Origin of the sequence: Marivirga arenosa (genome assembly GCF_030503875.2) — a bacterium.
GTDB lineage: Bacteria > Bacteroidota > Bacteroidia > Cytophagales > Cyclobacteriaceae > Marivirga > Marivirga arenosa.
In genome coordinates this window covers 2636669-2650552 of the sequence record NZ_CP129968.2, presented here as the reverse complement: position 1 = coordinate 2650552, position 13884 = coordinate 2636669, and the positions used below count along the sequence as shown (strand labels likewise).

Annotated in this window: 12 protein-coding genes; 5 read left to right on the top strand and 7 right to left on the bottom strand. The window is 34.4% G+C overall.

The features are described 5' to 3' along the window. Positions 1 to 49: 49 nt before the first annotated feature. Positions 50 to 1153 (bottom strand): DUF1573 domain-containing protein, encoded by a 1104-nt coding sequence (locus tag QYS47_RS11495; RefSeq protein WP_322346235.1) that lies wholly within the window; start codon positions 1151 to 1153, stop codon positions 50 to 52. 118 nt (positions 1154 to 1271) lie between these two features. Here QYS47_RS11495 and QYS47_RS11490 point away from each other — a divergent pair, with 118 nt between their 5' ends. The 3 genes from QYS47_RS11490 (at position 1272) to QYS47_RS11480 (ending at position 5075) form a co-directional block, all read left to right on the top strand. Further along, on the top strand, positions 1272 to 1658 hold the full coding sequence (locus QYS47_RS11490) for a DoxX family protein (protein ID WP_308356503.1): 387 nt from the start codon (positions 1272 to 1274) through the stop codon (positions 1656 to 1658). Position 1659: 1 nt separating this feature from the next. Next, a complete protein-coding gene (gene trpS / locus QYS47_RS11485) occupies positions 1660 to 2628 on the top strand; it encodes a tryptophan--tRNA ligase (RefSeq protein ID WP_322346232.1) in 969 nt (322 codons plus the stop codon). 203 nt (positions 2629 to 2831) lie between these two features. Further along, on the top strand, positions 2832 to 5075 hold the full coding sequence (locus QYS47_RS11480; protein WP_322346230.1) for a Tex family protein: 2244 nt from the start codon (positions 2832 to 2834) through the stop codon (positions 5073 to 5075). A gap of 56 nt (positions 5076 to 5131) precedes the next feature. Here QYS47_RS11480 and QYS47_RS11475 read toward each other — a convergent pair whose 3' ends face one another. From QYS47_RS11475 to QYS47_RS11450, 6 genes are all read right to left on the bottom strand, one after another. Then, entirely contained in the window at positions 5132 to 7168 is a 2037-nt protein-coding gene (locus tag QYS47_RS11475) for a tetratricopeptide repeat protein (RefSeq protein ID WP_322346228.1), read from the bottom strand. 58 nt (positions 7169 to 7226) lie between these two features. Continuing rightward, positions 7227 to 7970: an MBL fold metallo-hydrolase gene (locus QYS47_RS11470; RefSeq protein ID WP_322346226.1), complete on the bottom strand. Its 744-nt coding sequence runs from the start codon at positions 7968 to 7970 to the stop codon at positions 7227 to 7229. 114 nt (positions 7971 to 8084) lie between these two features. After that, the gene (locus QYS47_RS11465; protein ID WP_322346224.1) at positions 8085 to 9572 is read right to left on the bottom strand and encodes a dihydrolipoyl dehydrogenase family protein; all 1488 of its coding nucleotides are present in this window, start codon (positions 9570 to 9572) and stop codon (positions 8085 to 8087) included. 98 nt (positions 9573 to 9670) lie between these two features. Further along, on the bottom strand, positions 9671 to 10321 hold the full coding sequence (locus QYS47_RS11460; protein ID WP_322346221.1) for a hypothetical protein: 651 nt from the start codon (positions 10319 to 10321) through the stop codon (positions 9671 to 9673). Further along, entirely contained in the window at positions 10318 to 10986 is a 669-nt protein-coding gene (locus QYS47_RS11455; protein WP_322346220.1) for a hypothetical protein, read from the bottom strand. The genes QYS47_RS11460 and QYS47_RS11455 overlap by 4 nt, the downstream gene beginning before the upstream one ends. After that, on the bottom strand, positions 10986 to 11324 hold the full coding sequence (locus QYS47_RS11450; protein ID WP_322346219.1) for a PadR family transcriptional regulator: 339 nt from the start codon (positions 11322 to 11324) through the stop codon (positions 10986 to 10988). Before QYS47_RS11450 ends, QYS47_RS11455 begins: the two co-directional genes overlap by 1 nt. 133 nt (positions 11325 to 11457) lie before the next feature. Here QYS47_RS11450 and QYS47_RS11445 point away from each other — a divergent pair, with 133 nt between their 5' ends. Then, a complete protein-coding gene (locus QYS47_RS11445; protein ID WP_322346218.1) occupies positions 11458 to 12342 on the top strand; it encodes a bile acid:sodium symporter family protein in 885 nt (294 codons plus the stop codon). A gap of 96 nt (positions 12343 to 12438) precedes the next feature. Continuing rightward, positions 12439 to 13842 (top strand): sodium-dependent transporter, encoded by a 1404-nt coding sequence (locus QYS47_RS11440; protein WP_302124682.1) that lies wholly within the window; start codon positions 12439 to 12441, stop codon positions 13840 to 13842. Positions 13843 to 13884 lie beyond the last annotated feature (42 nt).

Genomic DNA, 13884 nt, shown 5'->3' with positions numbered 1-13884 from the left:
GCTTTACTTTTAGCAATAAAGTGATGCATTTTATATTGAAGTGATGAAATTATTTGTCGCGCACGTAGGCTTTAATGATCAAATCCTGAGTGGGAGCAGTAGGATCGTTGGTAAATAGTGTAATCCTTTTGATTTGGGTTCCTCTTCTGCCTGTAGAATTGAATAATACTTTTATCTCGCCTAACTCTCCTGCTGCATAATCCATTTTGCTCAATTCTGATATGGTACAACCACAGGTCGTTTTGGTTTTTCGAATATTTAAAGAGTCTTTGCCGGTATTGGTAAATTGAAATACATGCGTCATTTGATCCCCTTCATCAATATGTCCGAAATCATATTCCATGGTTTCAAATTCAATATGCGGGGCTTGCGACAGTTGTTCCTCAGTCATAGGAGGAAAGTATTCATTAATCGTAGCCACCACATTAAGGGCTTTATTGCTATTTTCCAGTTCATCAGTAAAAATGGTTAACGGATCATTTACAAAACCCAATTCATTTCTCATCTTAGGCATATAAGTCACCTCAATTTCCTTGGCTTCCTTCGGTGGAATCATAACAGGAGTTTTGCTTACCGATATAAAGTCAGCCGACACAAAGCGATCTAAGATGTTGATGGTGTCTTCAGATTGGTTATAAAGTTCTATCTTTTTAGTAATAGGCTTTTCAGTGGTGATATTACCAAAATTGATAAATTTACTTCTCATTCGAATCCCACCTATTTCAGTTGCATATTCATCTTCTATGCTCTTTGGCTTAGGCTTTACATATCCTGATATTCTTAAAATCTTGGTAGAAGGTTGACCTGTAGTTCTAATGGTTACCGTTTTATTAAATTTACCGGGTCTGTTTAAGGGATTGTAGGCAACTTCAATCTTACCGCTATCGCCTGGCATCAAAACATCCTTTTCCCAATAAGGGGTGGTACATCCGCAAGAGGCTCTAACGGAAGTAAGTCGTATAGAATCCGGACTAGAATTTACAAATTTAAAGGTGTATTTAGCCATTCCACTCGCTTCTTCAATAGTACCAAAATCGTGGGCTTCATCTACGAATGTGATTTTACCTTTATTATTTTGTGCGAAGACCGCAATGTGGATAAAAAATAGAAAAACTATCGCAAGGGTACTTTTAAACAAATGGATATTCTTCATAAATTCGTTTTTTGGTTAAGCCAAGATATACAATTCTTTCTTCATTTGAGGAATCATTTTTTATGGATTTCATATGAAGTGAGAAAAATTAAATTTTAAATTTAATAAGTTATTTAAAATGCCTTTCAAAAACATAAGTCTATTAATTTTAAGGTTAGCAGGAGGATTGATGATGCTGACCCACGGTTATCCTAAATTCATGAAGTTATTAAATGGTGATTTTAGCTTTGCTGATCCTATTGGCTTAGGAGAAGAAGTTAGCTTAATTGCTACGGTTTTTGCTGAATTTGTATGTGCAATATTAGTAGCTTTGGGGCTTTATACTCGTTTGGCAAGTGTACCTGTTTTATTCACCATGTTAGTGGCCGCTTTAATCGTTCATGGTGGTGATCCCTTTGCCAAGCAAGAATTAGGTTTAATGTATGCTTCAATATTTGCAGTAACGGCTTTAAATGGTGGGGGCGATTTCAGTTTAGATAAAATAATTAGAAAGAAAAATAAATAAAATGTCAAGAATATTAACCGGTATTCAGAGTTCAGGAAAACCACATTTGGGTAATTTATTAGGTGCAATCATTCCTGCCATAAAATTATCACAAGATCCAAAAAACGAAAGTTTCTTTTTCATAGCGGACCTTCACTCTTTAACCACAATTAAAGATGCGGAGGTAAGAAAGGAAAATGTTAATGCAGTTGCGGCTGCTTGGTTAGCTTTTGGCTTTGATACGGACAAAAATCTATTTTACAGACAGTCGATGGTACCGCAGGTAACGGAGCTCAATTGGTATATGAGCTGTTATACACCTTTTCCAATGTTGGCTAATGCCCATTCTTTCAAAGATAAATCCGATCGTTTGTCGGATGTAAACGCAGGGCTATTCACCTATCCGGTTTTAATGGCATGCGATATCATTTTATATGATGCGGATATAGTTCCGGTAGGGAAGGACCAAAAGCAGCATCTTGAAATGACGCGTGATATTGCCAGTGGATTTAATCACCGATATGGAGACGTATTTGTATTGCCAGAGGCTAGAATCGATGAGCATATCATGACCATTCCAGGAACGGATGGACAAAAAATGAGTAAATCCTACGGAAATACAATTGATATTTTCCAGACTGATAAGAAGCTTAGAAAGAATGTAATGAAGATTGTTACAGACTCTACGCCAATGGAGGAACCTAAAAATCCGGATACCTGCAATGTTTTTAATATCTATAAGTTATTAGCTTCAGACGATCAAACTGCAGAAATGCGTCAAAATTATGAAGGTGGAAATTATGGTTATGGACATGCCAAGCAAGCCTTATATGAGTTGATCGTAGAGAAATATTCAAAAGAAAGAGAGCTTTATAACCACTATATGGATAACCTTGATGAGCTGCACAAAAAGCTTGAAAAAGGAGAAGCCAAAGCAGCTGAAATTGCAGATAAAACATTAGCTAGAGTTAGGAAAGTCTTAGGATTTTAAAGAAGAATCTAGATTCTATAGTCTAGATACAAGAAAAAAAATTTAAGAAAATAAGGTGATAAAGTCAGTACCAAGGGTCAGACTTTATACTGCAAATAAAATTATAATTAAAAGTCTAGAATATACTTCTAATATTTATAATCTATTAATTAATATAAAGTCTAGAATCTAGTATCTAGCTTCTAGTGTCTTAAAATAAAAATATGGATCATATCATTAAAATAGCGGGAGAATTAAATGTTCGTCCGCAGCAAGTTAAAGCGGTAGTTGAATTATTAGATGGAGGGGCTACGGTTCCTTTCATTTCTCGTTATCGTAAAGAAGCAACGGGTAGTTTAGATGAGGTGGCTGTTGCCGATGTGCGTGATAGAGTACAACAATTACGTGATTTAGATAAGCGAAGAGAAGCTATCTTGAAATCCATTAAGGAACAAGAGAAATTAACACCTGAATTAGAGAAGGAAATTAATGCCGCTGAAACAATGGCTAAGCTGGAAGATATTTACCTTCCTTATAAGCCTAAGAGAAGAACTAAAGCCACTATTGCAAGAGAGAAAGGGCTTGAGCCTTTAGCGAAGTTAATTTTCGAGCAGGGAAATATTGATGTGGAAGGAGAAGCCGCAAAATTTATAGATGAGGAAAAAGAGGTTGAAAACGCTGAGGCAGCTTTGCATGGAGCAAGAGATATCATTGCAGAATGGGCAAATGAAAATGCCGAATTACGTGAAGATATTCGTGAGTTATTCCTTGAAAAAGGAATGTTCCGTTCTAAGGTGCTAAGTGGTAAGGAAACCGAAGGCCAGAAATATAAAGATTATTTCGAGTGGGAAGAGAATGTGAAAACTGCGCCATCTCATAGAGTACTGGCCATGAGGAGAGGAGAGAAAGAAATGATTCTGATGCTGGATATTAGTCCTGAAGAAGCAGATGCTTTATTCATTATGGAAAAGCATTTCGTGAAAGCGGATAATGAGGCTGGAGAGCAGGTGAGAATGGCTATTGCAGATGCTTATAAGCGATTACTAAAGCCAAGTATGGAAACTGAAATTCGAATCTATACTAAAAAGAAAGCAGATGAAGAGGCGATAAAAGTATTTTCAGACAATCTTAGACAGTTGCTTTTAGCTGCTCCTATGGGGCAGAAAAATGTGATGGCGGTCGATCCTGGTTTCAGAACTGGATGTAAATTAGTTTGCCTTGATCGTCAGGGTCAATTATTATTCAATGAGGCTATTTTCCCTCATGAACCGCAAAGACAAACTGCAAAAGCTGCTGCCTTAATACTACAGTTAGTAGACAAATATAATATTGAAGCCATTGCTATCGGAAATGGTACTGCTGGAAGAGAAACAGAGAAGTTTGTCAATTCGATTGGCTTACCAAGTTCAGTAACGGTTGTGATGGTGAATGAAAGTGGTGCTTCTGTTTATTCTGCATCTGAAGTAGCTAGAGAAGAGTTTAAAGAGTATGATCTTACAGTAAGAGGAGCTGTGTCTATAGGTAGAAGATTAATGGATCCGCTTGCTGAATTAGTGAAGATTGATGCGAAATCAATAGGAGTAGGTCAGTACCAGCATGATGTGGATCAAAATTTATTAAAAGCAGGCCTTGATGATACAGTAGTGAGCTGTGTGAATAATGTGGGAGTGGAATTAAATACGGCTAGTAAGCAATTATTGACTTATGTGTCAGGTTTAGGGCCATCAATCGCTGAAAACATTGTAAAGTACAGAAATGAAAATGGTGCTTTCAAAAGCAAAGAGGATTTGAAAAAGGTGCCTCGTTTAGGAGATAAAGCTTTTGAGCAAGCGGCTGGTTTCTTACGCATCAGCAATGCTGAAAATCCTTTAGATAGTAGCGCGGTTCACCCAGAGCGCTATGATTTAGTAAATAAAATGGCTAAGGATGTGCATGCATCTATAACAGACCTAATGAGCAGTAATGAATTGCGTGAGAAGTTAGACATGAAGCAATATGTTACGGAATCAGTTGGTTTGCCAACCTTACAGGATATCATGCAAGAGTTGGCAAAGCCGGGTCGTGACCCTAGAGAGCAATTTGAAGCCTTCTCTTTTACAGAGGGTGTAAATGAGATGAGTGATTTACAAGTGGGGATGAAGCTTCCAGGAATCGTTACTAATATTACCAATTTCGGTGCTTTTGTGGATGTAGGAGTTCACCAAGATGGATTAGTTCATGTAAGTCATTTGGCTGATAAATTTGTGAGCAATCCAGCTGAGATCGTGAATGTAGCTCAGAAGGTAGAAGTTACTGTTTTAGAAGTAGATGCAAGTCGAAAAAGGATTTCATTATCTATGAAAAAAGACCCTTTTAAGAAACAAGCAGATGAAAAGCCTAAGGGTAAATTTAAACGCAAGAATGAAGAGCAATCGGCTGACGGTGATCTTCAAGCTAAATTAGCTGCTTTAAAAGGGAAGTTTAGTTAATTAACCAATAATCCTTACTAACATTTTAAGCTCATCTCTAATTAGATGGGCTTTTTTTATATTCTAATACCAGTAATACTGATATCATCGGTCTGTTCTGAATTGCCTTTCCATTCTAATATTGCGTGCTCTAACTTTTCTTTTTGTTTTTCAAATGAAAGTAATTTAATCTCATCCAATAAAGACCTCAATCTCATCCGCATGAATTTTTTATCAAACTCTCCACCAAATTGATCTACAAATCCATCGGTATAAATATAGATATGAGTATCTTCCTTTAAATCAATGTTTAAACTGACAGCTTGTTTTTGATTAGGTTCTTTTAAACCTCCAATTGAAAATCTTTCTCCTTTGAAAGTATGCCAACCTTTATCTTGATAGATTAAGAGATCCATACTAGCCCCAGAAAAACTCAAGTTTCTATTCTTTAAGTCAAAACATAAAAGGGCAATGTCTAAACCGTCATTGGAGGAGTTTTCTTTATATTGTAAGCTGTTCAAAACAGTCTGGTCTAATTTATATAGTATTTCAGCGCAATCTTCGACCCCTTGCTGGTTTACAATGCTAGTTAATAAATCATTAGCCATAACCGTCATAAAGGCTCCTGGAATTCCATGACCTGTACAATCCGCCAACGCAAAGTAGATTTTATTATTTCTTTCTGTAAACCAATAGAAGTCACCACTTACGATTGACTTGGGTAGATAAAGCATGAAAAACTCGTGAAAAACAGATCGTATTTTATTGATGTCAGGAAGAATTGCCTTTTGAATGTGTTGCGCATACCAGATACTTTTTAAAGTCTCAGCATTCACTTCTTCCAGAGCTTGTTTTTGTTCGAGTATGCTGTCTCTTTGCGCTGCTATTTCATCTCTATTTTCCTTTATTTCTGACCTTTGCTGATTGATTTCATCATTTTTTATCTCTAACTGCTTATGCGCTTTATTTTTAATCTGATACCGATTGAAACTTATAAAAGCCAAAACAGACAAAAGTATTCCTAAAGCAGCTAAGAAATAATTACTGTTCTCTCTTCTTGTCAACTGAAGATTAGTTATTTCCGCCTCGTTCGTTAGAAGTTGAATTTCTTTTTCTTTTGATTGAATTTCAAAGTTGCTTTCTAATTGGGATACCTTATTGTTGAAATCTTGGTTAAAGATAGAGTCATTTAATAGTTTGAAATTTTTGTAGGCCTTTAATGACTTTTCAAATTCATTTTTTTGCTCATAAATATTTGATAATCCTTTATAAGCTTGTTTTAATACCTCAAGTGCCTGTATTGATTTGGCGGCTTCTATGGCTATTTTAAAGTAGCGCTCTGAATTTTTTAAATCATCTATATTTAGATAGCTTTCAGCCAAACTTTTTATAATATATACTTTGTCATAATTCTGCTCCCCAGTAGGTACTGCTAGCAATGCTTTTTCTAGATAGTAAACGGCTGAATCATCATTACCAAAATCTTTATGGTAAATCCCTATATTATGAAGGGAATTGTATATCCCAACTGTATTATTTTGCCTTTTATCTATATTATAGCACTGTCTGAAATAATCTATCGCTTTTTCAGGAATTTTCCGTTTTAGATATAGCAAACCGAGATTACTCATAGTATTGGAAATACCTGCAGTGTCCTTTAATTCACGTTTAATTTCTAATGATTTTTCGTAATACTCAGTGGATTTGTCAAGCCTCCCAATTTCATCAAAAATAATCCCTACATTATTCATGGCTCTCGATAAGGAAGTAGGATTGTCCAAATCTTTTTCAATATCTAAGACTTGCAGAAAATAATCGAGTGTTTTTTCATAATCACCTAAACCATAATAGGAGATACCTAAATTATTTAATAATGAAATTTCGGATATTTTGTCATTATTTTTTCTGGCTAGTTCAAGCCCTTTATTTCCGTAATAAATCGCTTGAGAAGGTTCAGAAGTACTCAGGCTATACAATAATTCATCATATACGTGAATACGGGTATTGTCAGGTATATCCTGCTTTAATAAATTCTTAAGACTATCTGTTTGGCTTATTGCTGCTAAAGGCAACAAAAATGTATAGAAAAGAAGTAATAAAAATCTTGAAAACATAAACTGAGGGTCTCTTCAGAACCCTCAATTTATTAAAAATTATTTTGAATTCAACTTCTTAATTTGAAGGATACCAATTTCTAAGTCTTACTTCGACTTTCTTGGTGTTATTATTCACAATGGATTTAAATTTTTCTACATCGGATAAGCCTCCTTGGCCTCTGTAATGATAAGGATAAACAACAGCTGGTTTGAATTCACTTACTGCATCTGCTGCGGATTCAACATCCATTGTATAAGGTAAATTCATGCAAACGAATGCCACATCAATCTTCTTAAGCGAACGCATTTCTACTATATCTTCTGTGTCACCTGAAATATATATAGTCTTATTTGCGATACTAAGAATGTAACCATTTCCTCTTCCTTTAGTATGTCTTGAATCTTCAGATTCAGGAAGATTATACATAGGAATTGCTTTTATGTTAATATCCTTAAATTGAGTAGCTTTTCCATTATCTAAAATCTCAATTGATTTATTATCAATTGCCTCCATTTGATCGGCCACCGCCTGAGGAACAATGAAATGAGAATTTGAAGTATTTAGTGCTTTTAAGGTATTAGGATTTAAATGATCACCATGGATATCGGTTATTAGTATTAAATCAGCATCATTTAATCCAGAGAAACCTTCTGCACCTCCATAAGGATCGACATAAAGGGTCATGCCATTATATTCCAAAGCTAAAGTACCGTGTACTATAGGATGAATTTTAATTTCGCCTTTATTTGTTTTGATTACATCCTGAGCTTTTAAGCCGAATGACAAAAGAGTAAAAAGTACTAGTATATAATTTTTCATGGGTGTAAATTTTTTTAGTCTAAACTCTGATCCATTCTTTTTGTTAGAATACTGTTTTTAATCCACCCCCTGATCTACTAATTCATAAACTAGATTAAGGAAAGGGATGATTGATTAATACATGCTTACTTTCTCCATTTTTTGGCAATCGTAGCAATAACAACTTACTTTTCCTTTCAGTAAGCCCGATTTTAAGATGGACTTGCCTAAAAGTGCTCTTACACTTTCCTGTATCCCTTCAGTAATGGAAGGATGGGGATGTACACATTCAGCTAATTCTTCAATGCCTTTGTTCATGCTGATAAGTAAGGCAACGGCTTGGATGGCTGCAGATGCTTGTTCACCCACAACCCGCATTCCCAATATTTTCATCTCATCATCATCTGTCACCAGTAATTTGATAAATCCTTGTGTATTACGCTTAGCTGTAGCTCTCGCAATAGTTGAATAATCAGTGGTAACCACTCTATAATTTAATCCTTTTTCCTGAGCAGATTTTTCATTGTATCCAACTCCCGCTACTTCAGGATTTAAGAACATAATGGTGCTGATATTTTCATAAACCAGTTTCTTCTTTGGTTCGCCAAATATTTTCTCAACCGCATATCGACCTTCTAGTTCCCCAACATTTACCAAATTAATGTCAGCTGTAATATCACCCACTGCATAGATGTTATTCACAGAAGTATGAGTTTCATGATCTTCAACTCCTCTTTTCCCCATCTTTATAGGAACCGCATCTTTCCAGATATTTTCATAATTAGGCACTCTTCCCACTGAAACCAAAGCCTTGTCAACCGTAAAGGTTTTTTGTTCGCCATCAGCAAAGTCAAGTTTATAAATGACTTTACCATCTTTAGTTTCAATTTCCGATAGAGAAGAATTCCTATGAATATGAACTCCATGAGATTCCAGATTCTTTTCAATAACAGCTACTACATCCGGATCTTCAAAGGGAAGGATTGTATCGCCTTTATCAATTAGATATACTTTAGTTTGGCCAAAACCAGAAAAGATTGTAGCATATTCACATCCTATCACTCCAGCACCCACTATTACCATACTTTCTGGGAAATCATCCATGTTTTCAATCCCATCACTGGTTAGAATATATTTTTCATCAATAGGGATGTTGGGTAAATGTCTTGGCCTGCTTCCCGTAGCAATTATGATATAATCAGTTTCTACTAGTAAATCTTCCGTTAAGGTACTGATTGAAACAATATGATCACTTTCTATGCAGGCTTCTCCTTCCACATAATGGATGTAATTAGAGTATTTAGGATTAGCTTCAAGTTCGTTTAAATGAGACTGATAAAGTGATATTCTTTCATGAACAGCTTTTCGAACCTCTGTTTGTATTTCATGCCACACTGCCTTTGGTGGCTCTAGATGATAGCGCTCTAAGTTTTTTCTGAACGCTAGCATATCTCTTGAAAGCTCCCATAATGTTTTGGAGGATAAGGCTCCATTTTTAACACCAGCACCTCCTAAAGTGCTTTTCTCTATTAATAAAGTTTTCTTTTTAAAATCCACTGCTCGCATGGCAGCAGCATAGCCAGAAGGACCAGCCCCGATTATCACTAAATCATAATGCTCCATAAAATCATATGAGTTTCCAGAGCAATTTAAAAATTTATTGGGATTAAACAGTATTAATCAAAGCTCATTAGATGAACCGCTATATTTGACTGATATGATTACTGATAAATCGTATTGAGTTCTTCAGTTTTATTAATCATTCTTAAACTACCCTTGTAGACGGAGTAAATAATAAGAGGGAGTAATGAAACTAGAAAAGCAGATAAATTATGATGAACTATTTCTAGGTATAAAAACCTTATATTAAATAAGAGGCTTGCTGATAGCGCAATAATGCCTACTGACATTTTAAAGGAAAGGTATTTTCTAATATGTCTCTTTGATAGATATAAAATTAAACTGTAGCCAAAAGAGAACACTACTAAAGATATGACTATTGATTGTAAGATCATTTTGAAATAGTCAGGGAAGCTTTTTGAAAGTTGAAATAAAACAATCCAAAACAAGGCGAGAATTATCATTTTAGGAGAAGCGATAAACGACTTAGCAGCATTTAAATATGCATGATTTAGTTCCTTCTGATATCTTTTTTGGATGGATTCTTCAATCGATAAGAATCCCATTGGTCCGAATTTGGATCTTACTTTGTTATAGGCTGATTCCAAATCCAATTCAGGCTTTTCTTCTCTCAAGTCTTCAATAGCAGAAGCAACATGGTCAATGATTTCAAATTGAACATCGGTATGGGTAAAGCCTCTTTTTGATATCCATGCTTTAATTTGATTAATTTCTTCGGGTGATAATTTCATATGTATTGAACTTTAATTTTGGTTCTCATTACTTTAAGACCAATGAAAATTGTTATGAGGAAAACTGTCAATAATGTAAATGGAATTATCGGGTACTTTTCATAAAAAATTAATCTGTCTTGATAAGGCTCTAAAAATAGAATAGGGATAGCTAAACTTAGGTTAAACAATGATATCGGTAGATTAACGAAAGTTATAAAGCTTTTATAAAAAGATGATTTGAAATTTTTCGCTTTATTCTTATTAGTTTTTCTGATAAAAATGGGATAAAACATTAAACCTACTAAAAATAAGAGGCTTGGTATCATAAAACCCCAAAGGATAAATTTCATGGGGAAAGTATCCTCAAATAGGAATATAATAATTAGTAAACTTACCGTTGTGAGTACTTGTGGCCACTTCCAAAATTTCCCAAATTCATTTTTGTACAATATATTTGCAGCTTTCTGGCTTTTATTAAGTACTTGACTATTAATTGATCTTACTCTTCTATCATGAAACTGCTTATCTAAATCTTCTGTTGTTTCTTCTAAACTCAATTCTCCATTTTCATAAGCTGAAGCATAATGATCATAAAGTTCATTGTAAAGCTCAATATATTCTATAGGCTTTTTTGCTATATGTGCTTCTAAGAATTCCTTTTGTTCGCTTGATAGTTTTCTCATTAACTTAATTTTAAATTAAATCCCATTACACGCTGCATGTTCATCAAAAAAGCTTCCAGTTCTTGCATTCTTTCAGCTGTTGCTTTTTTTCCGCTTTCGGTAAGTTTGTAATATTTACGAACGCGTCCGTCTACTTTTCTACTTTCAGTCGTTAAAGTGCCTTCTGCTTCCAATTTATGGAGAGTAGGATAGAGAGCACCTTCAGTTAATTTGATTTCATCACTCGTTAGTTGCTTTACTTTTTGAGTGATTTCATACCCATACATTTCACCTGAAGTTTTAAGCAAGTGTAAAATGATAGTGGATAAACTTCCTTTTATGAGTTGTTGATTTGCCATAATGCAAGTATACAAAATTATCTTATGCATAAGAAAATTAGGTATAAAATATTTTGTTTACTTAATCATAAACCTTAATGGTTTTTATCGTACACTATCTTGGAATTAATTTTACTGTAACTATAAATAATTCATGCAACAATCCTTTGTAGATTTTATCATGCCTTTCGCCATAGCCATAATTATGTTTGGAATAGGATTGGAGCTAAAATTTAAAGATTTCTATAGAGTGTTTTTACAACCAAAGGCTGTAGTTACTGGCGTGATAAGCCAAATGTTTATAATGCCTATCATCGCTTTTGTTTTAATATATTTTTGGCCAGTAGCTCCAGTTTACAAAGTTGGATTAATGCTATTAGCTGCTTGTCCTGGAGGAACTGCTTCAAATCTTGTAACCAAAATTCTTGGAGGAAGGGTAGCACTCTCCATTTCAATGACTGCTTTCAATAGTTTTATTATACTTTTTACAATCCCTGCTATTTTGTATTTAAGTTTTACTATATTTCTCTCAAAAGAGCAGAATATAGATTTAAGCTTTTGGGAAACTACAGCACAGGTTTTTTTTACTGTGATAATACCCGTGATATTGGGTGTAATTGTAAATGAATATTCAAAAAGAGATTTTTCAAATCTATTAAAAAGGCCTTTAAAATATGTTTTGCCTATTATTCTATTAATAGCTTTGGCAGCAGTTGTTTTCCTTGATGAAGGAAATAAGAAAGTCAATTATTTAGATCATTTGAATTTATTTGTTCCTCTCTTCTTGTTTAACATTATTACCATGATGATGGGGTATAGAATATCAAAATATATGGGCTTGGACCATAAGTCAAATTATACCATAGCAATTGAAATGGGGCTTCAGAATAGTGTATTAGCATTGTTTATTGCTAATCAAGTGGTTGAAAATACTGCAATCAGTACTATGGCTATATTATACAGTAGTTTTTCATTTGTGAGTACTTTTTGTATAGCATTTTTAATGCAAAAGAAGATTATTCCGGGATTTAGAGTTTAAATTTTTCCATTCATAATAATTTCTTCACATCCGTATAGATTTCATATTGCGCTATTGGATTAATCCTATATATTTACGACCTAAAATTTTTTATACATGGCATCAAGAGGAGGATTTTCTAGTAAAATAGGATTCATTTTAGCAGCAGCGGGTTCTGCTGTAGGTTTAGGTAATATTTGGAAATTTCCATTCGAAGTAGGTGAAGGAGGAGGCGCAGCTTTCGTTTTTGTTTATTTAGTCTTTTGTTTCATATTATGTTTTCCAGTTATGCTTACTGAGATTGCCATGGGTCGGAAGACTTCCAAGAATCCAGTTGGTGCTTTTAACGCATTAGGATACAAAAAATGGAACTTCATTGGTAAATTAGGTATTCTTTCTGGATTTTTAATTCTTTCATTCTACAATGTAGTTGCAGGCTGGGCTTTCGGATATTTCATTGAAATGCTTTCTGGAAATTTTGAGATTGGCAATCAGTTTGGCGATTACACTAAAGACGTTTATAAAGTTGGTGGCTATGCTGTTGTTTTTATGATTTCAACAGCCTTTATTGTTTCAAAGGGTATTTCAGGAGGTATTGAAAAAGCTTCTAAAATATTAATGCCTACTTTAATCATCATGATCATTGGTATAGTAATCTATTCATTAACCTTACCTCATGCCATTGATGGTCTTTCATTCTATTTAGTTCCTGATTTCTCAAAACTTACTGCTAAGGTGATTGGTAGTGCAATGGGACAAGCTTTCTTCTCTCTTTCATTAGGGATGGGCGCTTTAATTACTTATGGTAGTTATGTAGGTAAAAAAGATAATATCGTAACCTCTGCAGCATTTATAACACTAACTGATGTGGGGATTGCTTTTATTGCAGGTTTAATGATGTTTCCATTAGTTTCTTATCTAACTGAAGGAACCATGGAAGGTGCTGGTCAGGGCGCTGGTTTAATATTCGCTGTACTTCCAGGAGCTTTTGAAAGTTTAGGTCCAGTATTTGGAGTGATTATAGGTTCTGCTTTCTTTTTGTTATTATCATTTGCTGCCTTAACTTCCACTGTTTCCCTTCTTGAAGTTCCAGTTGCCTATGCTGTGGATGAATTGAATTTGAGAAGAACTAAAGCAGTTTGGATTGTTGCAGCTATCATATTTATTATTGGTTTACCTTCATTAGTGGGCAATGGTTATTCTGAATTCTTTACCAATTTCATCACCTATTTCGGTGCTGAACAACCAACTGATTTCATGACTTTCATTGGTCATTTAGCCAGTGATACTTTCTTACCATTGGGCGGATGTTTAATCGTGATTTTTGCTGCTTACGTTTGGAAAAAAGAGAATCTTAGTGAAGAAATTAGTAGTGGATATGAGGGCTATAAAGGATCAATAATTGAAAAATATATAAACTTTGCCATCACCGTTTTTTGTCCAATAGTATTGGCTATAATGTTTATATCAACAGTATTATCTAAATTCTTTAATATAAGCTTAGCTGATATATTTTTGTAGTAGATATTATTTAAGAAATGCAAAAGGCTCATTTTTCAATGA